23 protein-coding genes and 1 pseudogene are annotated in these 23865 nt (G+C 42.9%); 21 read left to right on the top strand and 3 right to left on the bottom strand.

Features of this window, described 5'->3' with window-relative positions; genetic code table 11:
- Positions 1–113 precede the first annotated feature (113 nt).
- Genes O3636_RS02870 through whiA form a run of 8 tightly spaced genes read left to right on the top strand, consistent with a single transcriptional unit; the run spans position 114 to position 5870 of the window.
- Positions 114–620, top strand: coding sequence for a dihydrofolate reductase (locus tag O3636_RS02870; RefSeq protein WP_125416215.1), 507 nt, complete (start codon positions 114–116; stop codon positions 618–620).
- A complete protein-coding gene (locus O3636_RS02865) occupies positions 620–790 on the top strand; it encodes a hypothetical protein (RefSeq protein WP_042901356.1) in 171 nt (56 codons plus the stop codon). Before O3636_RS02870 ends, O3636_RS02865 begins: the two co-directional genes overlap by 1 nt.
- Before the next feature lie 36 nt (positions 791–826).
- Positions 827–2059 (top strand): ATP-dependent Clp protease ATP-binding subunit ClpX, encoded by a 1233-nt coding sequence (gene clpX, locus O3636_RS02860; protein ID WP_025169664.1) that lies wholly within the window; start codon positions 827–829, stop codon positions 2057–2059.
- Positions 2060–2067: 8 nt separating this feature from the next.
- Positions 2068–2655 carry a ribosome biogenesis GTP-binding protein YihA/YsxC gene (yihA, locus tag O3636_RS02855; RefSeq protein ID WP_000422605.1) on the top strand — a complete coding sequence of 196 codons (588 nt, stop codon included), beginning with the start codon at positions 2068–2070 and terminating at the stop codon, positions 2653–2655.
- A gap of 10 nt (positions 2656–2665) precedes the next feature.
- Positions 2666–3046, top strand: a complete 381-nt coding sequence (locus O3636_RS02850) for a RidA family protein (protein WP_001140420.1) — start codon at positions 2666–2668, stop codon at positions 3044–3046.
- Positions 3047–3097: 51 nt separating this feature from the next.
- Positions 3098–3988, top strand: coding sequence for an RNase adapter RapZ (gene rapZ / locus O3636_RS02845; RefSeq protein WP_000163051.1), 891 nt, complete (start codon positions 3098–3100; stop codon positions 3986–3988).
- On the top strand, positions 3985–4962 hold the full coding sequence (locus tag O3636_RS02840; protein WP_371641611.1) for a YvcK family protein: 978 nt from the start codon (positions 3985–3987) through the stop codon (positions 4960–4962). Before rapZ ends, O3636_RS02840 begins: the two co-directional genes overlap by 4 nt.
- Positions 4959–5870: a DNA-binding protein WhiA gene (whiA, locus tag O3636_RS02835; protein WP_049540853.1), complete on the top strand. Its 912-nt coding sequence runs from the start codon at positions 4959–4961 to the stop codon at positions 5868–5870. Before O3636_RS02840 ends, whiA begins: the two co-directional genes overlap by 4 nt.
- Positions 5871–5903: 33 nt before the next feature.
- On the opposite strand, the gene O3636_RS02830 is transcribed toward whiA, so the two are convergent.
- A complete protein-coding gene (locus tag O3636_RS02830) occupies positions 5904–6872 on the bottom strand; it encodes an NAD(P)/FAD-dependent oxidoreductase (protein WP_050201372.1) in 969 nt (322 codons plus the stop codon).
- A 290-nt stretch (positions 6873–7162) separates the two neighbouring features.
- On the opposite strand from O3636_RS02830, the gene cdaA reads away from it, so the two are divergent.
- The 8 genes from cdaA (at position 7163) to O3636_RS02790 (ending at position 15441) form a co-directional block, all read left to right on the top strand.
- Positions 7163–8020 carry a diadenylate cyclase CdaA gene (cdaA, locus tag O3636_RS02825; RefSeq protein WP_371641608.1) on the top strand — a complete coding sequence of 286 codons (858 nt, stop codon included), beginning with the start codon at positions 7163–7165 and terminating at the stop codon, positions 8018–8020.
- Positions 8007–8771 (top strand): CdaR family protein, encoded by a 765-nt coding sequence (locus tag O3636_RS02820; RefSeq protein ID WP_261044466.1) that lies wholly within the window; start codon positions 8007–8009, stop codon positions 8769–8771. The genes cdaA and O3636_RS02820 overlap by 14 nt, the downstream gene beginning before the upstream one ends.
- 24 nt (positions 8772–8795) lie before the next feature.
- Positions 8796–10148, top strand: coding sequence for a phosphoglucosamine mutase (gene glmM / locus O3636_RS02815; RefSeq protein WP_371641606.1), 1353 nt, complete (start codon positions 8796–8798; stop codon positions 10146–10148).
- 73 nt (positions 10149–10221) lie between these two features.
- A complete protein-coding gene (locus tag O3636_RS02810) occupies positions 10222–10596 on the top strand; it encodes a DUF1149 family protein (protein WP_001050087.1) in 375 nt (124 codons plus the stop codon).
- 1 nt (position 10597) lies between these two features.
- Positions 10598–11446 carry a DegV family protein gene (locus O3636_RS02805; protein ID WP_371641604.1) on the top strand — a complete coding sequence of 283 codons (849 nt, stop codon included), beginning with the start codon at positions 10598–10600 and terminating at the stop codon, positions 11444–11446.
- 163 nt (positions 11447–11609) lie between these two features.
- The gene (dapB, locus tag O3636_RS02800; RefSeq protein ID WP_371641602.1) at positions 11610–12377 is read left to right on the top strand and encodes a 4-hydroxy-tetrahydrodipicolinate reductase; all 768 of its coding nucleotides are present in this window, start codon (positions 11610–11612) and stop codon (positions 12375–12377) included.
- Complete coding sequence (locus O3636_RS02795; protein ID WP_314725697.1) at positions 12374–13573, top strand: CCA tRNA nucleotidyltransferase; 1200 nt, start codon at positions 12374–12376, stop codon at positions 13571–13573. The genes dapB and O3636_RS02795 overlap by 4 nt, the downstream gene beginning before the upstream one ends.
- Positions 13570–15441 carry an ABC-F family ATP-binding cassette domain-containing protein gene (locus O3636_RS02790; RefSeq protein WP_261044463.1) on the top strand — a complete coding sequence of 624 codons (1872 nt, stop codon included), beginning with the start codon at positions 13570–13572 and terminating at the stop codon, positions 15439–15441. Before O3636_RS02795 ends, O3636_RS02790 begins: the two co-directional genes overlap by 4 nt.
- A gap of 36 nt (positions 15442–15477) precedes the next feature.
- On the opposite strand, the gene mntE is transcribed toward O3636_RS02790, so the two are convergent.
- Positions 15478–16662: a CDF family manganese efflux transporter MntE gene (gene mntE, locus O3636_RS02785; protein WP_371641600.1), complete on the bottom strand. Its 1185-nt coding sequence runs from the start codon at positions 16660–16662 to the stop codon at positions 15478–15480.
- A 307-nt stretch (positions 16663–16969) separates the two neighbouring features.
- On the opposite strand from mntE, the gene O3636_RS02780 reads away from it, so the two are divergent.
- From O3636_RS02780 to yaaA, 5 genes and pseudogenes are all read left to right on the top strand, one after another.
- Positions 16970–19666 carry a cation-translocating P-type ATPase gene (locus O3636_RS02780; RefSeq protein ID WP_371641599.1) on the top strand — a complete coding sequence of 899 codons (2697 nt, stop codon included), beginning with the start codon at positions 16970–16972 and terminating at the stop codon, positions 19664–19666.
- A gap of 117 nt (positions 19667–19783) precedes the next feature.
- On the top strand, positions 19784–20194 hold the full coding sequence (locus O3636_RS02775; protein WP_371641597.1) for a peptide deformylase: 411 nt from the start codon (positions 19784–19786) through the stop codon (positions 20192–20194).
- Positions 20195–20205: 11 nt separating this feature from the next.
- Positions 20206–21801, top strand: a complete 1596-nt coding sequence (locus tag O3636_RS02770; protein ID WP_371641595.1) for a hypothetical protein — start codon at positions 20206–20208, stop codon at positions 21799–21801.
- A gap of 65 nt (positions 21802–21866) precedes the next feature.
- Positions 21867–22032, top strand: a pseudogene (locus tag O3636_RS02765) (DUF3953 domain-containing protein).
- A gap of 184 nt (positions 22033–22216) precedes the next feature.
- Positions 22217–22945: a peroxide stress protein YaaA gene (gene yaaA / locus O3636_RS02760; RefSeq protein ID WP_371641593.1), complete on the top strand. Its 729-nt coding sequence runs from the start codon at positions 22217–22219 to the stop codon at positions 22943–22945.
- A 225-nt stretch (positions 22946–23170) separates the two neighbouring features.
- On the opposite strand, the gene O3636_RS02755 is transcribed toward yaaA, so the two are convergent.
- Positions 23171–23719, bottom strand: coding sequence for an NADPH-dependent FMN reductase (locus O3636_RS02755; protein WP_371641591.1), 549 nt, complete (start codon positions 23717–23719; stop codon positions 23171–23173).
- Positions 23720–23865 lie beyond the last annotated feature (146 nt).

Below are 23865 nucleotides of genomic sequence, written 5' to 3'. Positions count from 1 at the left end.
AAAAATCTGTAGGATGTCTCTTACGGATTTTTTTCTATTCTGTAAGCTATTCCAAACCAGTCTTTTTTTGAGTTTTTTGATAAAATAGTACTATCAGTGAAAAGGATGGAAGCATGACTAAGAAAATCGTAGCTATTTGGGCCCAGGATGAAGAGGGTGTGATTGGTAAGGACAATCGTCTGCCTTGGCATTTGCCAGCAGAATTGCAACACTTCAAAGAAACAACTCTGAATCATGCTATCTTGATGGGGCGTGTGACCTTTGATGGGATGGGGCGTCGCCTGCTTCCAAAACGGGAGACCTTGATTTTAACACGTAACTTGGAAGAAAAGCTAGACGGGGTTGTTACTTTTCATGATGTCCAGTCTGTTCTGGGCTGGTATCAGGGTCAAGACAAAAATCTCTATATTCTTGGTGGGAAGCAAATTTTTCAGGCTTTTGAACCCTACCTTGACGAAGTGATTCTGACTCAAATTCATGCTCGGGTGGAGGGAGATACCTATTTCCCTGAGGAGTTTGACTTGTCTCTTTTTGAGACAGTTTCAAGCAAATCCTATAGCAAAGATGAAAAGAATCCTTATGATTTTACCATCCAATACCGCAAGAGAAAGGAAGTCTAATGGAACGTAGTATATTTGGTTTTTTCACAGCCATGCTGTGTTTGGTCTGCTTGCTTGCAGGAGCACAGGCTTTTCGTAAAAAGCGTTATGGACTTTCTGTCCTACTCTTGTTAAATGCCTTTACCAATTTGGTCAATAGTATCCATGCTTTTTACATGACCTTATTTTAGATAGAATGATAGTATAGAATAGAACGGAAGGAAATCATGCCTACAACTAGGAATAATGATATGATGGTTTATTGCTCATTTTGTGGCAAAAGCCAAGAAGAAGTACAAAAAATAATCGCTGGGAACAACGCTTTTATCTGTAATGAATGTGTGGAGTTGGCTCAGGAAATCATTCGGGAGGAGTTGGCTGAGGAAGTCTTGGCAGACTTGTCAGAAGTTCCAAAACCAATCGAACTCCTCCACATATTGAATCACTATGTAATCGGTCAAGATCGTGCCAAACGTGCCTTGGCAGTAGCAGTTTATAACCACTACAAACGTATCAATTTCCACGATACGCGTGAAGAGTCAGAAGATGTGGATTTGCAGAAGTCAAATATCTTAATGATTGGCCCAACTGGTTCAGGGAAAACTTTCCTTGCTCAGACCTTAGCCAAGAGCTTGAATGTTCCTTTTGCCATCGCAGATGCGACAGCTCTTACTGAGGCTGGTTATGTGGGAGAGGACGTGGAAAATATCCTCCTCAAACTCTTGCAGGCTGCTGACTTTAACATCGAACGTGCAGAGCGTGGCATTATCTATGTGGATGAAATTGACAAGATTGCCAAGAAGAGTGAGAATGTGTCAATTACACGTGATGTTTCTGGTGAAGGGGTGCAACAAGCCCTTCTCAAGATTATCGAGGGAACCGTTGCCAGCGTACCACCTCAAGGTGGACGCAAACATCCACAACAAGAAATGATTCAAGTGGATACCAAGAACATCCTCTTCATCGTGGGTGGTGCCTTTGATGGCATTGAAGAAATTGTCAAACAACGTCTGGGTGAAAAAGTCATTGGATTTGGTCAAAATAATAAGGCGATTGATGAAAATAGCTCTTACATGCAAGAAATCATCGCAGAAGATATTCAAAAATTCGGGATTATTCCTGAGTTGATTGGGCGCTTGCCTGTCTTTGCAGCTCTTGAGCAATTGACCGTTGATGACCTTGTTCGCATCTTGAAAGAACCAAGAAATGCTTTGGTGAAACAATACCAAACCTTGTTATCTTATGATGATGTCGAGTTGGAATTTGATGATGAAGCCCTTCAAGAAATTGCCAATAAGGCTATCGAACGTAAGACAGGGGCGCGAGGACTTCGCTCGATTATCGAAGAAACCATGCTAGATGTTATGTTTGAAGTACCGAGTCAGGAAAATGTGAAATTGGTTCGCATCACAAAAGAAGCTGTCGATGGAACGGATAAACCAATCCTAGAGACAGCCTAGAGGTGATTATGGAACTTAATACACACAATGCTGAAATCTTGCTCAGTGCGGCCAATAAATCCCACTATCCGCAGGATGAACTACCAGAGATTGCCCTAGCAGGGCGTTCAAATGTTGGCAAGTCTAGTTTTATCAACACTATGCTGAACCGCAAGAATCTAGCGAGAACTTCAGGGAAACCTGGTAAAACTCAGCTTCTCAACTTCTTTAATATCGATGACAAGATGCGTTTTGTGGATGTGCCTGGTTATGGCTATGCCCGTGTTTCCAAAAAGGAACGTGAAAAGTGGGGGCGCATGATTGAGGAGTATCTGACAACTCGAGAAAATCTCCGTGCAGTAGTCAGTTTGGTGGATCTCCGCCATGACCCGTCAGCAGATGATGTCCAGATGTACGAATTTCTCAAGTATTACGAGATTCCGGTTATCATCGTTGCGACCAAGGCGGACAAGATTCCTCGTGGTAAATGGAACAAGCACGAATCAGCAATCAAGAAGAAATTAAATTTTGACCCAAGTGATGATTTCATTCTCTTTTCATCTGTCAGCAAGGCAGGGATGGATGAGGCTTGGGATGCAATCTTAGAAAAATTGTGAGGAAAAGAAAATGGCAAAAACAATTCATACAGACAAAGCTCCAAAGGCTATCGGACCATATGTTCAAGGAAAAATCGTTGGCAACCTTTTGTTTGCTAGTGGTCAAGTTCCCCTATCTCCTGAAACTGGGGAAATCGTAGGAGAGACTATCCAAGAACAGACAGAACAAGTCTTGAAAAACATTGGTGCTATTTTGGCAGAAGCAGGAACAGACTTTGACCATGTTGTCAAAACAACTTGTTTCTTGAGCGATATGAACGACTTTGTTCCTTTTAACGAGGTTTACCAAACGGCCTTTAAAGAGGAATTTCCAGCTCGTTCAGCAGTAGAGGTAGCTCGTCTTCCTCGTGATGTAAAAGTCGAAATCGAAGTCATCGCAGAGATTGGATAAGCTAGTTGAAGTTTGGTTCTGCCAAACTTCTTTTGATATAAGGAGAAAAAGATGACAAAGAAACAACTTCACTTGGTGATTGTGACAGGAATGAGTGGTGCGGGAAAAACTGTAGCCATTCAGTCCTTCGAGGATCTAGGTTATTTTACCATTGATAATATGCCACCAGCTCTCTTGCCTAAGTTTTTGCAGTTGGTGGAAACAAAGGAAGACGACCATAAGTTGGCCTTGGTAGTAGATATGCGTAGCCGTTCTTTCTTCTCAGAGATTCAAGCTGTTTTGGATGAGCTGGAAAATAAGGAAGAACTGGACTTTAAAATTCTCTTTTTGGACGCAGCAGATAAGGAATTGGTCGCACGTTACAAGGAAACCAGACGGAGTCACCCGTTAGCTGCAGACGGACGGATTTTGGATGGAATCAAGCTGGAACGTGAGCTCTTGGCACCTTTGAAAAATATGAGCCAAAATGTGGTGGATACAACTGAACTCACTCCTCGTGAGCTGCGTAAAGCCCTTGCAGAGCAGTTTTCAGACCAAGAACAAGCCCAGTCTTTCCGTATCGAAGTCATGTCTTTCGGCTTTAAATATGGAATCCCGATTGATGCAGATTTGGTCTTTGATGTCCGATTCTTGCCCAATCCCTACTACCTACCAGAACTGAGAAACCAAACGGGTGTAGATGAACCAGTGTATCACTATGTCATGAACCATCCAGAGTCCGAAGACTTTTATCAACATTTGTTGGCCTTGATTGAGCCGATTTTGCCAAGTTACCAAAAGGAAGGTAAGTCCGTTTTGACCATTGCCATGGGATGTACGGGTGGACAACACCGTAGTGTGGCCTTTGCTAAACGCTTGGCGCAGGACTTATCCAAGAATTGGCCTGTTAATGAAGGGCATCGCGACAAAGACCGAAGAAAGGAAACGGTAAACCGTTCATGAGAAAACCAAAGATAACGGTGATTGGTGGAGGGACTGGGATCCCTGTCATTCTTAAGAGTCTGCGTGAAAAAGATGTGGAAATTGCTGCTATCGTAACGGTGGCGGATGATGGTGGTTCATCAGGTGAACTCCGAAAAAATATGCAGCAATTGACACCGCCAGGCGATCTCCGCAATGTACTTGTGGCCATGTCGGATATGCCTAAGTTTTATGAGAAAGTCTTTCAGTATCGCTTTTCTGAAGATGCTGGAGCCTTTGCTGGCCATCCATTGGGCAATCTCATTATCGCTGGCCTGTCAGAAATGCAGGGTTCGACCTATAATGCCATGCAGTTGCTGAGCAAATTTTTCCATACAACTGGCAAGATTTATCCTTCCAGTGACCATCCCTTGACCCTTCATGCAGTCTTTCAGGATGGGACAGAAGTGGCTGGAGAGAGCCATATTGCAGACCATCCAGGCATGATTGACCACGTTTATGTGACAAATACCCTCAACGATGATACGCCTCTGGCTAGCCGTCGAGTAGTCCAGACCATTCTTGAAAGTGACATGATTGTCCTCGGACCTGGTTCCCTCTTTACCTCTATTTTGCCCAATATCGTGATTAAGGAAATCGGGCAGGCGCTTTTGAAAACCAAGGCAGAAATCGCCTATGTCTGCAATATCATGACCCAACGTGGGGAGACAGAACACTTTACAGATAGTGATCACGTGGAAGTCTTGCATCGTCACCTTGGCCGCCCTTTTATCGATACTGTCTTGGTGAATATTGAAAAAGTTCCTCAGGAATACATGAATTCCAATCGCTTTGATGAATACTTGGTCCAGGTGGAACATGATTTTTCTGGTCTTTGTAAGCAAGTTCCGCGCGTGATTTCATCCAACTTCCTTCGTCTGGAAAATGGAGGCGCCTTCCACGATGGGGATTTGATTGTGGATGAGTTGATGCGGATTATACAGGTGAGAAAATGAGTTTCACAGTAGCAGTAAAAGAAGAAATACTAGGTCAACACCATCTGAGCCGGCATGAATTATCTGCTATTATCAAGATGTCTGGCAGTATCGGTCTCTCGACTTCAGGCTTGACCTTGTCAGTCGTGACAGAAAATGCCAAACTGGCTCGTCACCTCTATGAATCCTTTCTCCATTTCTATGAAATTAAATCAGAAATTCGCCACCACCAAAGAAGCAATCTTCGTAAGAATCGGGTCTATACTGTTTTTACAGATGAAAAGGTGCAGGATTTATTGAGTGACTTACATTTGGCAGACTCCTTCTTTGGTCTGGAAACAGGCATTGATGAGGCAATTTTATCGGATGAGGAAGCAGGCCGCGCTTATCTCTGTGGCGCTTTCTTGGCAAATGGCAGCATTCGTGACCCTGAGTCAGGCAAGTACCAGTTGGAAATCAGTTCTGTTTATCTGGACCACGCGCAAGGGATTGCCTCACTTCTTCAGCAATTTTTACTGGATGCCAAGGTGCTTGAGCGCAAAAAGGGGGCTGTGACCTATCTCCAGCGAGCCGAAGACATTATGGACTTCTTGATTGTCATCGGAGCCATGCAGGCGCGTGATGATTTTGAGCGAGTAAAGATTTTGCGAGAAACCCGTAATGATCTCAATCGGGCCAATAATGCCGAGACAGCTAATATCGCTCGGACAGTTTCTGCCAGCATGAAGACCATCAACAATATCAGTAAAATCAAAGATATTATGGGCTTAGAAAATCTGCCAGTGGATTTGCAGGAGGTGGCGCAGTTGCGGATTCAACACCCAGACTACTCTATCCAGCAGTTAGCAGATAGCCTCAGCACCCCTCTGACCAAAAGTGGCGTCAACCACAGACTCAGAAAGATAAATAAATTAGCCGATGAACTATAAAACCACGAATCCTATGTGACTCGTGGTTCTTTTTTATAAACTAGTAGAGTGTTTTGGTTGTACTTTTTGCTCAGGGTCGATGTAGTTGATGGCATTGTTGACAGCAGTTGGTGCTTCTCCAAGCCCTGTCGCAATCAGATCAATTTTTCCGTCATAGTAGCAACAGTCACCGATAGCGTAGATACCTGCTTGGCTAGATTCTTGCTTGCTGTTGACAATAATCTTGTGGCGGTTGAGGTCCAGACCCCAGTTTTTGAGGTTACCGACAGAAGATTTGAAACCATAGTTGACAAAGAGGTGGTCTAGGTCAATCGTTTCGGTTTCATCAGATTTAACTTTTGTGATTTCAAGTTTATCAAGCGTTTTTCCATCTCCAAGGAGTTGGCTAGGGACGAATGGTGTCTTGATGGTCACAGATGATTCTTGTAAGGCTTGGACACTGTGTTCCAAGGCGCGGAAATTATCTCTGCGGTGGACAAGCGTAGTTGGTGCGATTTTTTCAAAAGCCAAAGCCCAATCCACAGCTGAGTCTCCCCCACCAAGAATCGTCACTTTCTTACCAGCGTATTGCTGAATATTGGAAACGTGGTAGTGAATATTTTCATAGCCCTCAACGCCTTCTAGTTCCAGCGGACGTGGTTTGAAGGCACCACCACCCATAGCGATGATAACTGTTTTAGACAGGTGACTACCTTTAGAAGTTGTGATGACAAATCCTTCTTCTTGTTTTTCAATATCAAGAACCGTTTCATTGAGATGAATAGGAGTATCAAAGCCATTTAATTGCTCGATTAGACGATTAGTCAACTCTTCTCCAGTCAGGTTTGGGAAGCCTGGGACGTCTAGGATTTCCTTTTCAGGATAGAGAATAGCAGGCTGTCCACCTAGCTGGGGAAGAGAGTCAATGATTTGGACCTTGGCTTGGCGTAGGTGGGCATAAAAGGCTGCAAAAAGACCGACAGGACCACCACCTACAATGGTAATATCATATAGTTGAGACATGGTTTCTCCTTTGTTTTTTCTAGTCATACTCTTCGAAAATCTCTTCAAACCACGTCAGCGTCGCCTTACCGTAGCTATGGTTACTGACTTCGTCAGTTCTATCCACAGCCTCAAAACAGTGTTTTGAGCAACCCGCGGCTAGCCTCCTAGTTTGCTCTTTGATTTTCATTGAGTATCAGTTTATTTTATCATATTTTTTCTTTAATTTAAAATGAAGTAGGATAGGGAAAAAAATGTCAGAAAAATGGTATAATAGAAAGGAACGTGTTTGGACAGAGAGGAGACAGCAGATGAACTTTCAACAATTATCCAACCTGCAATATTGGACTAGCTTGTTTTCTAGTCCTTGGAGTATTGCCATCAATTTGTTTGATATTTTGATTGTGACCTATATTTTATATCGTTTTACAAAAGCGATAGCTGGTACCAAGATTATGATTTTGGTACGGGGAGTCTTGATCTTTGTATTAGCCCAGGTTGTGGCCAATATCCTTGGTTTAACAACGATTTCTTGGTTGATTAATCAGATTATCACTTATGGGGTTATTGCTGCGGTTGTTATCTTCTCTCCAGAGATTCGGACTGGTTTGGAACGCTTGGGAAGGGCGACAGATTTCTTTTCTACTACTCAAATTAGTGCAGAAGAGAAAATGATTCGTGCCTTTGTTAAGTCAGTTGAATACATGAGTCCCCGTAAGATTGGTGCTTTGGTTGCCATTCAACGGGTTCGGACCTTACAAGAATACATCGCGACAGGGATTCCCTTGGATGCCAAAATTTCGGCAGAACTCCTTATCAATATTTTTATTCCCAACACACCCCTACATGATGGTGCTGTGATTATCAGAGAAAATCGAATAGCAGTAACCTCTGCCTATCTGCCCTTGACAGAAAGTACAGGAATTTCCAAGGAATTTGGGACCAGACACCGGGCGGCTATTGGTTTATCAGAAGTATCCGATGCCTTGACCTTCATAGTTTCAGAGGAAACAGGTGGTATTTCTATTACCTACAATGGGGTTTTCAAGCATGATTTGACGATTGAAGAATTTGAAGCAGAGCTACGAGCAATTCTTTTGCCAGTTGTTGAGGAAAAAGTCAGTTTCAAGGACCGTTTGCTAGGAGGTTGGAAATATGAGAAAAAATAGTCTATATATCATTTCATCTCTCTTTTTTGCTTGTGTCTTATTCATTTATGCAACGTCGACCAACTTTCAAAATAGCAATACCACAAGGCAGGTCAAATCGGAGACCTACACCAATACGATAACGAACGTTCCTATCGATATTCACTATGATGATGACCAGTATTTCATCAGCGGATTTGCATCAGAGGTTTCAGTTGTACTGACAGGTGCCAATCGTGTGACCTTGGCCAGTGAAATGCAAGAAAGCACACGTAAATTCAAGGTTACTGCTGACCTAACAGATGCTAGTGTTGGAACGATTGAAGTTCCCTTGAATATTGAAAATCTTCCAAGTGGATTGACCGCTGTGGCAACGCCTCAAAAGATCACAGTGAAAGTTGGGAAGAAGGTTAAGCGAGATGGGATGATTGTTGTGCCACAAGTTGACCAAAGCCAGATTGATCCCAAGCTACAACTTGATAGTGTAACCGTGTCAAATGAACGCGTTTCGGTCACAACTGACCAGGAAACATTAGCTAAGATTGACAAAGTTATTGCGCTTTTACCAACCAGCGAACGCATAACAGGTAATTACAGTGGCTCAGTACCTTTGCAGGCAATCGACCGCAACGGGGTAGTCTTACCAGTAGTTATCACTCCGTTTGATACAACAATGAAGGTCACTACAAAACCAGTAGCGCCAAGTTCAAGTACAAGCAGTTCGTCGGATACATCTTCGTCAACGAAAGCAACTAGTTCAAAAACGAATTAAAAATAGAAAAAGGATTTTATAAAAATGGGTAAATATTTTGGGACTGATGGAGTCCGTGGAGAAGCTAACGTAGAATTAACGCCAGAATTGGCCTTTAAACTAGGACGTTTTGGAGGCTATGTTCTTAGCCAACATGAAACGGAAGCGCCGAAAGTTTTTGTAGGACGTGATACACGTATTTCTGGGGAAATGCTAGAATCTGCCTTGGTGGCAGGTCTCCTCTCTGTAGGGATTCACGTCTACAAACTTGGTGTCCTTGCAACACCAGCAGTAGCTTACTTGGTAAAAACTGAGGGAGCCAGTGCAGGTGTCATGATTTCTGCTAGTCACAACCCAGCCCTTGATAATGGAATTAAGTTCTTTGGCGGTGATGGCTTCAAACTGGACGATGAAAAAGAAGCAGAAATTGAAGCCTTGCTAGATGCTACGGAAGATACTCTTCCTCGTCCAAGTGCAGAAGGCTTGGGAACCTTGGTAGATTATCCAGAAGGCTTGCGTAAGTATGAAGGCTACCTTGTTTCAACTGGAACTCCTCTTGAAGGAATGAAGGTTGCCTTGGATACAGCTAATGGAGCAGCTTCTACAAGTGCCCGTCAAATCTTTGCAGATCTTGGTGCTCAATTGACGGTTATCGGGGAAACACCAGATGGCCTTAATATCAACCTTAATGTCGGTTCTACGCACCCAGAAGCCCTTCAAGAAGTGGTCAAAGAAAGCGGGTCAGCTATCGGTTTGGCCTTTGACGGAGACAGTGACCGTTTGATTGCTGTTGATGAAAAGGGTGACATCGTCGATGGTGACAAGATTATGTACATTATCGGGAAATACCTTTCTGAAAAAGGACAATTGGCCCAAAATACAATTGTGACGACTGTGATGTCCAACCTTGGTTTCCACAAAGCCTTGGACCGTGAAGGTATTAACAAGGTAGTCACTGCAGTTGGCGACCGCTATGTTGTTGAAGAAATGAGAAAATCAGGCTACAACCTTGGTGGTGAACAGTCTGGTCACGTGATTTTGATGGATTACAATACCACAGGTGACGGTCAATTATCAGCTGTCCAATTGACTAAAATCATGAAGGAAACTGGTAAGAGCTTATCAGAGTTGGCCGCAGAAGTAACCATCTATCCACAAAAATTAATCAATATTCGAGTGGAAAATGCTATGAAGGAAAAGGCTATGGAAGTGCCAGCTATCAAGGCTATCATCGAGAAGATGGAAGCTGAAATGGCGGGGAATGGCCGTATCCTTGTTCGCCCAAGTGGAACAGAGCCCCTTTTGCGTGTTATGGCAGAAGCGCCTACAACAGAAGAAGTAGACTACTATGTTGATACCATCGCAGACGTAGTTCGAGCTGAAATCGGGATTGACTAAATTCTAGAAAACTAGATGAAAATAAAAATTTATGGTACAATAGCTTATAATATTGTAGCCGAGGGAGAAAGACATGAATCTTAAACGTGAACAAGAATTTGTTAGTCAGTATCATTTTGATGCGCGTAATTTTGAGTGGGAAAATGAAAATGGAGCTCCTGAAACCAAGGTGGATGTGAATTTCCAATTGCTCCAACATGACCAAGAAAATCAAGTGACTTCCTTGATTGTCATCTTGACCTTTATGATTGTATTTGATAAGTTTGTCATTAGTGGAACAATCTCACAGGTAAACCATATCGATGGTCGTATTGTCAATGAACCAAGTGAATTGAGCCAAGAAGAAGTGGAAACGTTGGCTCGTCCATGTTTGAACATGTTGAATCGTTTGACTTACGAAGTAACTGAAATTGCATTAGACTTACCAGGAATCAATTTGGAGTTCTAATATGAAACTAGCTGTTATCACAGATTCCTCTGCCTATCTCAGTGCAGAGACCTTACAGAGAGAAGATTTATTTGTCTTGGATATTCCTGTCAATATTGATGGTGAGGAGTATGTCGAAGGCATCAATCTGACTGCTGAGGAATTTTACCAAAAAATGGCTCAGGCTTCTGAATTGCCTAAGACCAGTCAACCAAGCATTGCCAAGTTAGATGAAATTTTAACCTTGCTCAAAGAACAAGGCTATACCCATGCTTTGGGGCTTTTCCTATCTTCTGGAATTTCAGGTTTTTACCAAAATATCCAGTATATGGTGGATGACTATGAGGGCTTAACCATTGCTTTTCCAGACACTTTGATTACAAGTGCTCCGCTGGGTATCATGGTTGAAAGTGTCTTTAACTGGCGCGACCAGGGCGATGATTTTGCTATTATTCAGGATAAGCTAGCTATTCAAATCAGCCGTACGTCAGCTTTTATCATGGTAGATGATTTGGACCACTTGGTGAAAGGTGGACGTCTTTCAAATGGGGCTGCGATTTTGGGCAATCTGCTAAGCATTAAGCCAATCCTTTATTTTAACGATCAAGGTGTGATTGAAGTTTACGAAAAAGTTCGTACTGAGAAGAAAGCAACCAAGCGTTTAATTGAAATTATCAAGGAAGCAACGGCTTCAGGTCAATACCGAGTCATTGTCATTCACGGAAATGCTTCTGAAAAGGCTGAAGAATTGCGTCAGCACTTGCTTGAATCTGGAGTGGGTACGGATATTTCACTAGCTACATTTGGTAGTGTCATTGGGACACACCTAGGAGCAGGAAGTATTGCTCTGGGTTATATTCCAGTGATTTAGTTGGTACTTTTAGACTAGTTAAGATGGCTTGTATCTTAGCAATTGAACACGGACTACCTGCCTCTTGAAAAAAGATGCCTGTCTTGCCTTTTGTGGAAAGTCAGCGCTATTCCCTATTTTTCATGGGCAGCTAAGGTCCTTTGTATCTTAGACAGGAGTAGAGATGAGTATTCGAGTAATTATTGCTGGTTTTAAGGGTAAGATGGGCCAAGCTGCTTGCCAGATGGTCTTGGCTGATCCAGACTTGGACTTGGTAGCAGTTTTGGATCCTTTTGAGTCTGAATCAGAATGGCAGGGAATTCCTGTTTTCAAGGATAAGGCTGATTTAGCAGGCTTTGAAGCGGATGTCTGGGTAGATTTCACAACTCCAGCCGTTGCCTATGAAAATACACGCTTTGCTCTTGAAAATGGCTTTGCTCCAGTAGTTGGAACGACTGGTTTCACAAGTGAAGAAATTGCAGAGCTAAAAGCATTTTCTCGTGAACAAAATTTGGGTGGTTTGATCGCTCCAAATTTTGCCTTGGGTGCTGTCTTGCTCATGCAATTTGCGACGCAGGCTGCCAAATATTTCCCAAATGTGGAGATTATCGAGCTTCATCATGATAAGAAAAAGGATGCTCCGAGTGGAACAGCTATTAAAACAGCTGAGTTGATGGCAGAAGTTCGAGAGTCTACTCAGCAAGGTGCGCCTGATGAGGAAGAATTGATTGCAGGTGCCCGTGGTGCTGACTTTGATGGCATGCGGATTCACTCAGTTCGTTTACCAGGCTTGGTAGCCCATCAGGAAGTCATCTTTGGCAATCAGGGAGAAGGATTGACCCTTCGTCATGACTCCTATGATCGAAGCTCCTTCATGACAGGGGTCAATTTGGGAATTAAAGAAGTTGTCAAGCGTCATGAGCTTGTCTATGGATTAGAACACTTATTATGAGATTAACGCAAATGCCTTCTGAATTTCAGAAGGCTTTACCAGTATTAGAAAAAATTAAAGAAGCAGGCTTTGAAGCCTATTTTGTTGGGGGCTCTGTTCGAGATGCCCTCCTCAATCGTCCTATCCATGATGTGGATATTGCGACGTCTTCTTATCCAGAAGAAACCAAGCAGATTTTTCCGCGAACAGCCGATATCGGAATCGAGCATGGAACCGTCTTGGTCTTAGATGGAGACGAGGAATATGAGGTGACTACTTTTCGGACAGAAGATGTCTATGTGGACTATCGCAGACCCAGTGCGGTCTCCTTTGTCCGCTCGCTAGAAGAAGACCTCAAACGCCGTGATTTCACAGTCAACGCTTTTGCCTTGGACGAGGCAGGAGAAATTATTGACTTGTTTCATGGTTTAGAAGATTTAGAAAATCAAGTTTTGCGAGCGGTTGGAGTTCCTAGTGAGCGTTTCAACGAAGATGCTTTGCGAATTATGCGTGGTTTCCGTTTTCAGGCCAGTCTTGGCTTTGAACTTGAGCCAGAAACCTTTAAAGCTATGAAGACATTGACGCCGCTTTTGGAGAAAATTTCTGTAGAGCGTACCTTTGTTGAGTTTGATAAACTCTTGCTGGCTCCATTTTGGAGAAGGGGCTTGGCTTCCATGATTGAGAGTCAAGCTTATGACTATCTCCCTGATATGGAATCTAGCCAGGACAAGCTCAACAGACTGTTTGATTTGGAGACTGATTTTACCTTTAAATCCTCTGAGCAAGCTTGGGCGGCTCTACTGTGGGCTTTGGAGATTGAAAATGCGCAGCCATTTTTGAAAGCTTGGAAGACCTCACGTCAGTTTGCTAAGCAAGTTCAGGATTTGCTGACTATTTTGGCTCTGCGTGAAAAGGGAGAATTGAGCAAGCGAGATTGTTATCGCTTTGACTTGGATTTACTTTTACAGGCTGAAAATCTTCGTCAGGCCCAAGGAAAAGAAGTCAATCCACAAGCCATCACAGAAACCTATCAGAGTTTGACCATTCATGACAAGAAAGAGATCCAAATCAACGGTGGTATTTTGATCAAGGAATATGGCTATCAGCCGGGCCCAGACTTGGGAGAGATTTTAACAGAGATTGAATATGCCATTGTCGATGGAGAATTGGAAAATGACCGTCAAGCCATCCATGCTTATCTGAGGGAGAAAAAATGAGTGATTTTATCGTTGAAAAACTAAGTAAATCCGTCGGTGACAAGACCGTTTTTAAGGATATTTCCTTTATCATCCATGACCTAGACAGAATTGGTTTGATTGGTGTCAATGGAACAGGCAAGACCACTCTTTTAGATGTTCTTTCTGGTGTTTCTGGCTTTGATGGGGATGTCAGTCCTTTTTCAGCTAAGAATGATTACCAGATTGGTTACTTGACTCAGGATCCTGATTTTGATGATAGCAAGACGGTCTTGGATACGGTTCTATCTAGCGACCTCAAGGAAATCCAGCTCATTCGTGAGTACGAATTGATCATGCTCAACTATAGTGAGGACAAGCAGGCACGTTTGGAACGTGTCATGGCAGAAATGGACTCTCTCCAAGCTTGGGAAATTGAGAGTCAGGTCAAGACGGTTCTTAGCAAGCTGGGGATTCAGGACTTATCTACTCCTGTTGGGGAATTGTCAGGTGGCCTAAGAAGACGGGTCCAGTTGGCGCAAGTCTTACTTGGCAATCACGACCTTTTGCTTTTGGATGAGCCGACCAACCATCTGGACATTGCGACCATTGAGTGGCTGACCCTCTTTTTGAAAAATTCCAAGAAGACCGTCCTTTTTATTACCCACGACCGTTATTTCCTAGACGCTTTGTCAACTCGGATTTTCGAATTGGATCGCGCAGGCTTGACCGAGTACCAGGGAAATTATCAGGACTATGTTCGCCTTAAGGCGGAACAGGACGAGCGCGATGCAGCTCTTCTCCACAAAAAAGAACAACTCTACAAACAAGAATTGGCCTGGATGCGCAGACAACCGCAGGCGCGTGCAACCAAGCAACAAGCTCGTATCAATCGTTTCCATGACTTGAAGAAAGAAGTCTCAGGTGGCGTTGCTGAGACAGACTTGACCATGAACTTTGAAACCAGTCGGATTGGGAAGAAAGTCATCGAGTTTCAGGGTGTTTCCTTTGCCTATGAAAACAAGCCCATTTTGCAAGATTTTAATCTCTTGGTACAGGCTAAAGATCGTATTGGAATTGTTGGGGACAACGGTGTTGGGAAATCAACTCTCCTCAACTTGATTGCAGGAAGTCTTGAGCCGACAGCAGGTCAAGTTGTGATTGGGGAAACTGTTCGTATCGCCTATTTCTCTCAACAAATTGAGGGTTTGGATGAAAGCAAGCGTGTTATCAATTACTTGCAGGAAGTGGCAGAAGAAGTCAAGACCAGCGGTGGTTCTACGACTTCGATTGCAGAGTTGCTGGAGCAGTTCCTTTTCCCACGTTCGACGCATGGAACCTTGATTGAGAAATTGTCTGGGGGAGAGAAAAAACGTCTTTATCTCCTCAAACTGCTCTTGGAAAAACCAAATGTTCTTCTTTTAGACGAGCCAACCAATGATTTGGATATTGCAACTTTGACAGTTTTGGAGAATTTCTTGCAAGGCTTTGCTGGTCCAGTTTTGACTGTTAGTCACGACCGCTATTTCTTGGATAAGGTAGCGACCAAGATTCTCGCTTTTGAGGATGGTAAGATTCGTCCTTTCTTTGGTCATTACACAGACTATCTTGATGAAAAAGCCTTTGAAACAGAGATGGCCAATCAAGTGCAAAAGGCTGAAAAGGAGAAAGTGGTCAAGGTTCGTGAAGACAAGAAACGCATGACCTATCAAGAAAAGCAGGAGTGGGCAAGCATTGAAGGTGATATTGAAGCCTTGGAAAATCGTATCGCTGCTATTGAAGAGGAAATGCAGGCAAATGGCTCTGACTTTGGTAAGCTGGCTACTCTCCAAAAAGAACTGGATGAGAAAAACGAAGCACTCCTTGAAAAATACGAACGCTATGAGTATCTCAGTGACTTTGATAGCTAGAAGAATAGAAAAATCCCGTCTCATGACAGGATTTCTCTATTCTTTTTTGGTTTCTTGATGAAAGATATTTTGCCAGGTTTCGTGGCGACGCCAGATACTGGTATGGACGATACCATCTAACTCATAGCAGATGAGTTTGGTCTTTTGACTGATGGAAGTGATTTGGATGTCCTTGATAGCTGAATTCAAGTCTTTTTCGGCTTTATAGGCCTCTTTATCCATCTGTTCTCCATTTTGGCGAATATAAACAAAATCGTCAGCCAAGAGTTCTTCCAGTTGATTTCCTTGGTCAATCAACTGTTCACGCATCAGCAATTTTTTATAGACATTGTCTAAAACTTCATCTTCAGGGATAGGTGCTGGCTCGATATGGACATCGGTATCAAAGACTCCAAAACGTTCCTCCAGCATAGACTCGACCTGATCCGCAATTTCATGGCTTTCAAAAACAGACAAGTCAGGATTCATTTCTAGTGTAATATCAAGGTAGATGTTGCTACCGTAGGTGCGACCTCTTTGCGACTTAACCTTGCTGATCTTGGGAATTTTCATGATAGCCTTTTGATAGTCCTCAAGCAGACGGTCGTCAAAGCCATCCGAAAGGCTAAAGGAAGACTCGATGAAGATATCATAGGCAGTTTTCAAGATAAAGAAAGTGATGATGATAGCGACCAGTTTATCCACAATGGGATAATTGAAACTGCTGGCCAGGATGGCAATGCTAGTACCAAGTGAGGTAACAGCGTCAGAAAGATTGTCCTTAGCAGCTGCCTTCAGTGCCTTGGAGTTGGATTTCTTACTGAGGCCAGTATTGTAGAGATAAACTAGAAACATAATCGCTGCAGAAATGATTCCTAGAGTTGCACCAAGAGGATCAATGACCGTTTCTTCATGACTGAGAATTTTTTGAATGGTATCCTGAAGTACATCGAAACCGACATAAAACATGATGATGGAAGTGATTAAGCTAGCCAAATCCTCAATCTTCCAATGACCAAAACGGTGGTCTCGGTCAGCAGGTTGGCGTGCCATTCGAATCCCAATCAAGAGGGCCACATTTCCAATGATGTCCGACACGTTGTTGAAACCATCGGCTACCAAACTGGATGAATGAAGAAGATGGCCAGTAGCCAATTTTGCTGCTGATAAGAGCAGATAGGTAGAAATACTGATAATGGCCCCACGCTCAGCTAACTTGAGATTTGAGATAGATTGCTTCATTCAACTTCCTTTCTAGTCACATAGCATTCTACCATTATACTGGTTTTCAAGGGAAAATTCAAATAAGTCATTTTTTACTCTTTGAAAACTTTTCTAAATTTGGTATAATAGTACTACTCAAGGGAGTAGCTGGCAGAAACCTGTGATAGTGTCGTCATTCCGAATTTTATACTGAAAAGTATGCTTTCCGGCACTATCTTAAACAGCGAGACTTGTTATGATTAACAGGTCTCTTTTTGTTTGTCGTGAAAAGATACGATGAGGGAAAAGAGAGTCTGTTTTGCACACAATGTCAAGGAGGAGACACATGTCAAAAGAACAAAAGCGCCAAGCGTTTTACACTCAGAGTCCTGAAGAGGTCTTGAAGGCTGTGGATGCGACCGAGCAAGGTTTGTCATCAAGTGAGGCGGAAAAGCGCCTTGCTGAATTTGGCCACAATGAACTCGAAGAAGGCGAGAAACGATCAATCCTGGTCAAATTCATCGAGCAATTTAAGGATTTGATGATTATCATCCTAGTTGCGGCAGCTATTTTATCAGTCGTGACTTCTGGTGGGGAAGATATCGCAGATGCCATTATCATTTTAGCCGTGGTTATCATTAACGCTGCCTTTGGTGTTTACCAAGAAGGAAAAGCAGAAGAAGCCATTGAAGCCCTCAAGTCTATGTCTAGTCCAGCTGCCCGCGTTCTGCGTGATGGGCACATGGCTGAGATTGACTCTAAAGAATTGGTACCAGGTGATATCGTTGCCCTTGAAGCAGGTGATGTAGTACCTGCAGACCTACGTTTGCTAGAAGCCAACTCTCTTAAAATTGAAGAAGCAGCTCTTACAGGTGAGTCTGTGCCAGTCGAAAAAGACTTGTCAGTCGAGCTTGCTGCAGATTCTGGTATTGGTGACCGTGTCAATATGGCCTTCCAAAACTCAAATGTGACTTATGGTCGTGGTCTTGGTGTTGTTGTCAATACAGGTATGTACACTGAAGTTGGTCATATCGCTGGTATGCTTCAAGATGCGGATGAGACAGACACACCACTTAAACAAAACTTGAACAACCTTTCTAAGGTCTTGACCTATGCAATTTTGGTCATTGCCCTTGTTACTTTTGTAGTGGGTGTTTTCATTCAAGGGAAAAATCCACTTGGTGAGTTGATGACCTCTGTTGCCCTTGCTGTTGCAGCTATCCCAGAAGGGCTTCCTGCTATCGTGACTATCGTTCTTGCCCTTGGTACTCAAGTTTTGGCCAAACGTAACTCTATCGTTCGTAAGTTGCCAGCAGTTGAAACACTTGGTTCAACAGAAATCATCGCTTCTGATAAGACTGGTACGCTGACCATGAACAAGATGACCGTCGAAAAAGTCTTCTACGATGCAGTCCTACATGACTCAGCTGATGATATTGAATTGGGTCTTGAAATGCCTCTTCTTCGTTCAGTTGTTTTGGCAAATGATACTAAAATCGATGTGGAAGGAAACCTGATCGGAGACCCAACCGAAACAGCCTTCATTCAATATGCTTTGGACAAGGGATATGATGTTAAAGGATTTTTAGAGAAATATCCTCGTGTGGCTGAGTTGCCATTTGACTCGGATCGTAAGCTCATGTCAACGGTTCACCCGCTGTCAGATGGTAAATTCCTTGTAGCGGTCAAGGGTGCTCCAGACCAACTCTTGAAACGTTGTGTTCTTCGTGATAAGGCTGGGGATATTGCTCCGATTGATGAGAAGGTTACAAACCTCATTCATACAAACAACTCTGAAATGGCCCACCAAGCCTTGCGTGTCCTTGCAGGTGCTTATAAGATTATCGATAGTATTCCAGAAAATCTTACTCCTGAGGAGCTTGAAAATGATTTAATCTTTACTGGTTTGATTGGGATGATTGACCCTGAACGTCCTGAAGCTGCTGAAGCTGTTCGAGTGGCCAAGGAAGCGGGAATTCGTCCGATCATGATTACAGGTGACCACCAAGACACAGCAGAAGCTATTGCTAAACGTTTGGGAATCATTGACGCAAACGATACAGAAGGTCACGTTTTAACTGGTGCTGAACTCAACGAACTATCTGATGAAGAATTTGAAAAAGTAGTTGGTCAATACTCTGTTTATGCCCGTGTGTCTCCAGAACACAAGGTTCGTATCGTCAAAGCTTGGCAAAAACAAGGTAAGGTTGTTGCCATGACAGGGGACGGTGTCAACGACGCACCAGCTCTGAAAACAGCTGATATCGGTATCGGTATGGGAATCACTGGTACTGAGGTTTCTAAGGGGGCTTCTGACATGATTCTTGCGGATGATAATTTTGCGACTATCATCGTCGCAGTTGAAGAAGGACGTAAGGTCTTCTCAAACATTCAAAAGACCATTCAGTACCTACTTTCTGCCAATACTGCTGAAGTATTAACCATCTTCCTATCAACCTTGTTTGGTTGGGACGTCTTGCAGCCAGTTCATCTCTTGTGGATCAACTTGGTAACGGATACCTTCCCAGCTATCGCTCTTGGTGTTGAACCTGCTGAACCTGGTGTTATGACCCACAAACCACGTGGACGCAAGGCAAGCTTCTTCTCAGGTGGTGTCATGAGTTCTATCATCTATCAAGGTGTACTCCAAGCAGCTATTGTTATGAGTGTTTATGGCCTTGCCCTTATTTACCCAGTTCATGTGGGTGACAATCATGCCATTCATGCAGATGCCTTAACTATGGCCTTTGCAACCCTTGGTTTGATTCAGCTTTTCCATGCCTACAATGTCAAGTCTGTTTACCAATCCATCTTGACAGTTGGTCCATTCAAGTCTAAGACCTTCAACTGGTCTATCTTGGTATCCTTCATCCTTCTCATGGCAACAATCGTCGTAGAACCGCTTGAAGGAATCTTCCACGTAACTAAACTAGACTTGTCACAATGGGGAATCGTTATGGGCGGAAGCTTCTCAATGATTATCATTGTCGAAATCGTTAAGTTTATCCAACGCAAACTTGGCTTTGACAAGAATGCGATTTAAAAAGAAAAAGTCATCTTCGGATGGCTTTTTGCTACAGTTGAGGGAAAGGGCTTGCAGTTATCGGTTTTTATGCTATAATTGCTATAATATAGTAAACATCAAGAGGAGTGTGAGGAAGTGGAAAAGAAAATTGTAAAGGATATCTTGTTTTTATCTCAGGTCTCTCAGCCGGCAAGTCAGGATGATCTGTATCTTGCCAGAGATTTACAGGATACGCTTTTAGCAAATCGTGAGACCTGTGTGGGTCTGGCTGCCAATATGATTGGGGTGCAGAAGCGCGTGATTATCTTTAATCTTGGCTTGGTTCCGGTGGTTATGTTTAATCCAGTGCTCCTGTCCTTTGAAGGAGCTTATGAGACAGAGGAAGGCTGTTTGTCATTGACAGGTGTGAGACCTACTAAGCGTTATGAAACGATTACGGTATCCTATCGTGACAGCAAGTGGCAGGAACAGACTATGACCTTGACAGGCTTCCCAGCTCAGATTTGTCAGCATGAACTGGATCACTTGGAAGGACGAATCATTTAGGAGGAAAGCAAATGAAACGAATTCTCTTTGAACTTATTTTTATCGCAACGACCTGGTATATCTTTTTACCGCCTCTTAACCTGACCAGCTGGGAATTTCTCTTTTTCCTTTGTGGACATTTATTAGTTGTGGCAGTCTTATTTGGCTTTGGCAAGGGAATAAAATTTGTCAAAACGGTTCATGTGCGTCACGGCAAGGCGGAAGCTGCTTTAAATTTTGAGGGCTTCAAAATCAATCGGTTAGGTAAAGTTCTTGTAGCTTCTATTGGAGGGATTCTGCTCTTAGCTGGCTTGGTTTCCTTGGTGACTTCTAGCATTTTTCAGGCTAAAAATTATGCCAATGTAGTCACGGTTACGGAAAAAGACTTTACTGAATTTCCTAAGAGTGACACCAGTAAGGTTCCTATCTTAGATAGAAGTACTGCTGAAAAAATTGGCGACCGCTACTTGGGTTCCCTAACCGATAAGGTGTCACAGTACGTGGCGGCAGATACCTATACTCAATTGACGATTGATGGGAAACCTTATCGAGTGACGCCACTAGAATATGCAGACCCTATCAAGTGGTTTAATAATCAGGCCAAGGGAATCGGCGAGTATATCAAGGTGGATATGGTAACTGGAAATGCGGACTTGGTGGACTTGAAGACACCAATCAAGTATTCGGATTCGGAGTATTTTAACCGTGATGTCAAACGTCACCTGCGATTGAAGTATCCAACCAAGATCTTCAAAACTCCATCTTTCGAGGTGGACGATGAGGGCAATCCTTTCTATGTAGCTACAGTTTATCAAAAGCAATTTGGGCTTGCGGTTCCTCGTCCTGTTTCAGTCATTATCTTAGATGCCACAAATGGAGAAACCAAAGAATACAGCTTGGCAGATGTTCCGGAATGGGTGGACAGGGTTTATCCAGCAGAGGAAACCATTGAACAAATTAACTATAACGGCAAGTACAAGGATGGTTTCTGGAATGCCATGATTTCCAAGAAAAATGTGACTCGGACTACCAAGGGCTATAATTACTTGTCTATCGGCAATGACATCTATCTCTACACAGGTGTGACGTCGGCTAATGCGGATGAGAGTAATCTTGGTTTTATCCTTGAAAATATGCGAACAGGAGAAATCACCAAGTACAGCTTGGCTTCAGCAACCGAAGAATCGGCCCGTGAATCAGCAGAAGGTGCTGTCCAGGAGAAATCTTACAAGGCAACCTTCCCAATTCTCATCAACCTCAATGATAAACCTCTCTACATCATGGGCTTGAAGGACAATGCTGGCTTGGTCAAAGAGTATGCTTTGGTGGATGCAGTTGAGTACCAAAACGTTATCGTAGCCACGACAGTGGAAGAACTGCTCAGCAAGTATGCCAATAAAAACGATCTTGAGATTGATAATGCAATAACAGAAAGCATTAAGGGTGTGGTAACAGACCTCAAATCAGCTGTAATCAAGGGAGACACCGTCTACTTCTTTAAAGTTGATGGTAAGATTTACAAGGTTAAGGCCTCTGTATCAGATGACCTGCCTTACCTCGAAAATGGGAAAACCTTCGAGGGTCAAGTAGGAAAAGACAATTATCTCAAGACATTTAAAGTGCAGTAAAAATAGGTTTTCTCAGAAAGTATATGTTATAATAATGTAAGTTAAGGCTAATGGAGAACAAACAAATAGGTTTTTATGTGATGCTTGCTTCAATGCTACTTGGCTTGTTTGCTTTGAAGATAGGTGTTTTTCAGTTCAAGGAGAAAAAAGATAAATTCTTATCTATCTTAACAAGCTTAGCCGGCACAGCCCTTGTTCTCGTGGGCTATCTGGTTAGGATGGCCAAAATAAACAGAGAAACCTCGGTCAAACCGAGGTTTTTCATACTCTTCGAAAATCAAATTCAAACCACGTCAGCTTCACCTTGCCGTACTCAAGTACAGCCTGCGGCTATCTTCCTAGTTTGCTCTTTGATTTTCATTGAGTATCAGATGAATTTCTTGGTTGTGGCTAAAAAATATGCTACACTATCAATATGAAAATTTTAATCCCAACAGCAAAAGAAATGAACACAGACTTGCCAAGTATCGAGGCAATTCCTTTAAAACCAGAAAGTCAGACCGTGCTTGATGCCTTGGCTCTCTATTCTGCTAGTCAATTGGAGAGTTTTTACAAGGTTTCAGCCGATAAGGCGACGGAAGAATTTCAACATATCCAAGCTTTGAAGAACCAAACTGCTCAACACTACCCAGCCTTGAAACTTTTTGATGGGCTTATGTACCGCCATATCAAGCGAGATAAATTGACCGAGGTAGAACAATCCTATCTTGAAAATCATGTCTTCATTACCTCGGCTTTGTACGGCGTTGTTCCAGCCTTGTCGCCCATGGCTCCTCACCGTTTGGATTTTTTGATGAAGTTAAAAGTCGCTGGTAAGACTTTGAAGAGCCATTGGAAGACAGCCTATGATGGAGCTCTGAGGCAGGAAGAAGTGATTTTCTCTCTCTTGTCGTCCGAGTTTGAGACTGTATTTTCTAAGGAAATTAGAGAAAAAATGGTGTCCTTCAAATTTATGGAGGATAAGGGTGGTCAGTTGAAAATTCACTCAACTATTTCTAAGAAAGCGCGTGGTGCCTTCCTGACAGCCCTGATAGAAAATCAAGTACAGACGGTTGAGGAAGCTCGTCGCTTAAGCTTTGCAGGATTTGTCTACCGAGAAGACTTGTCCCAACCACAGGAATTGGTTTTTGTAAAGGAAGTATAGAAGATAGAAGAAAAGAGTCGGGGACAAAAGTCTAACCTTAAATATAAAAAGCGAACAAGCTAGTCTTCTGAGTGTCAGAAAAGTAGCCTTGTTCGCTTTTATTATGTTAGTTAGTTTAGTTATACTCAATGAAAATCAAAGAGCAAACTAGGAAGCTAGCCGCAGGCTGTACTTGAGTACGGTAAGGCGACGCTGACGTGGTTTGAATTTGATTTTCGAAGAGTATTACTTGATAGCATTGACCAAGTCTTCCGCTTGTTTTTCAAGTGAGTTTAGGACTGTTTCTTCGAGAACCAATTTTCCGTCTGCCCAAGCAGAGTCATTAACACGTGCAGCAGTGAAATCACCAACTACTTGTGTACGGATAAATGGCAAGAGGTCTTTGTAAATAGCGAAGAGTTGATCGTGACCTGCATTAGCTACAGATGATACGGTGACAAACTTGTCTTGAAGGGCAGAAGCGCCACGTGTATCAGATAAGTCAAGGGCACGAGATAGCCAATCAAGCAAGTTTTTCACTGTTCCAGGGATAGAGAAATTGTAGACTGGAGAGAAGATCCAGATAGCATCCGCAGCGAGAACCTCTTCACGAGCAGCAGCTACAGCTGGATGAGTTGGAACTTCCAAATCTTGGCTGAAGAGAGGAAAGGCTGAATAATCAAGGTAGCTAACTTCTGCTTTACCAGCAAGTGCTTTCTCAGCTTCGAGCGCCATTTGGTGGTTGAAAGAGCCTTGACGTAGTGATCCGATGATAAATAATACTTTTTTAGACATGATGTGTCTCCTTTTTCTTAAAATTTCGAGAGTTTTCTCGTTGTTATAAAATATATTACAACAAAACAAGACAACTTGCAAGGAATTTGCTCAGAGTTTATTTAAAAAAATTAAAATTGGAGAATTTCTAGTTATTTAAGATAGAA

It is taken from the genome of Streptococcus sp. 27098_8_76 (genome assembly GCF_041432315.1).
GTDB lineage: Bacteria > Bacillota > Bacilli > Lactobacillales > Streptococcaceae > Streptococcus.
This window is presented reverse-complemented; position numbering and strand designations above follow the sequence as displayed.

Coding starts and splice junctions, on each gene's coding strand:
- O3636_RS02870 (WP_125416215.1), top strand. CDS start 114: ATGACTAAGAAAATCGTAGCTATTTGGGCCCAGGATGAAGAGGGTGTG.
- O3636_RS02865 (WP_042901356.1), top strand. CDS start 620: ATGGAACGTAGTATATTTGGTTTTTTCACAGCCATGCTGTGTTTGGTC.
- clpX (WP_025169664.1), top strand. CDS start 827: ATGCCTACAACTAGGAATAATGATATGATGGTTTATTGCTCATTTTGT.
- yihA (WP_000422605.1), top strand. CDS start 2,068: ATGGAACTTAATACACACAATGCTGAAATCTTGCTCAGTGCGGCCAAT.
- O3636_RS02850 (WP_001140420.1), top strand. CDS start 2,666: ATGGCAAAAACAATTCATACAGACAAAGCTCCAAAGGCTATCGGACCA.
- rapZ (WP_000163051.1), top strand. CDS start 3,098: ATGACAAAGAAACAACTTCACTTGGTGATTGTGACAGGAATGAGTGGT.
- O3636_RS02840 (WP_371641611.1), top strand. CDS start 3,985: ATGAGAAAACCAAAGATAACGGTGATTGGTGGAGGGACTGGGATCCCT.
- whiA (WP_049540853.1), top strand. CDS start 4,959: ATGAGTTTCACAGTAGCAGTAAAAGAAGAAATACTAGGTCAACACCAT.
- O3636_RS02830 (WP_050201372.1), bottom strand. CDS start 6,872: ATGTCTCAACTATATGATATTACCATTGTAGGTGGTGGTCCTGTCGGT.
- cdaA (WP_371641608.1), top strand. CDS start 7,163: ATGAACTTTCAACAATTATCCAACCTGCAATATTGGACTAGCTTGTTT.
- O3636_RS02820 (WP_261044466.1), top strand. CDS start 8,007: ATGAGAAAAAATAGTCTATATATCATTTCATCTCTCTTTTTTGCTTGT.
- glmM (WP_371641606.1), top strand. CDS start 8,796: ATGGGTAAATATTTTGGGACTGATGGAGTCCGTGGAGAAGCTAACGTA.
- O3636_RS02810 (WP_001050087.1), top strand. CDS start 10,222: ATGAATCTTAAACGTGAACAAGAATTTGTTAGTCAGTATCATTTTGAT.
- O3636_RS02805 (WP_371641604.1), top strand. CDS start 10,598: ATGAAACTAGCTGTTATCACAGATTCCTCTGCCTATCTCAGTGCAGAG.
- dapB (WP_371641602.1), top strand. CDS start 11,610: ATGAGTATTCGAGTAATTATTGCTGGTTTTAAGGGTAAGATGGGCCAA.
- O3636_RS02795 (WP_314725697.1), top strand. CDS start 12,374: ATGAGATTAACGCAAATGCCTTCTGAATTTCAGAAGGCTTTACCAGTA.
- O3636_RS02790 (WP_261044463.1), top strand. CDS start 13,570: ATGAGTGATTTTATCGTTGAAAAACTAAGTAAATCCGTCGGTGACAAG.
- mntE (WP_371641600.1), bottom strand. CDS start 16,662: ATGAAGCAATCTATCTCAAATCTCAAGTTAGCTGAGCGTGGGGCCATT.
- O3636_RS02780 (WP_371641599.1), top strand. CDS start 16,970: ATGTCAAAAGAACAAAAGCGCCAAGCGTTTTACACTCAGAGTCCTGAA.
- O3636_RS02770 (WP_371641595.1), top strand. CDS start 20,206: ATGAAACGAATTCTCTTTGAACTTATTTTTATCGCAACGACCTGGTAT.
- yaaA (WP_371641593.1), top strand. CDS start 22,217: ATGAAAATTTTAATCCCAACAGCAAAAGAAATGAACACAGACTTGCCA.
- O3636_RS02755 (WP_371641591.1), bottom strand. CDS start 23,719: ATGTCTAAAAAAGTATTATTTATCATCGGATCACTACGTCAAGGCTCT.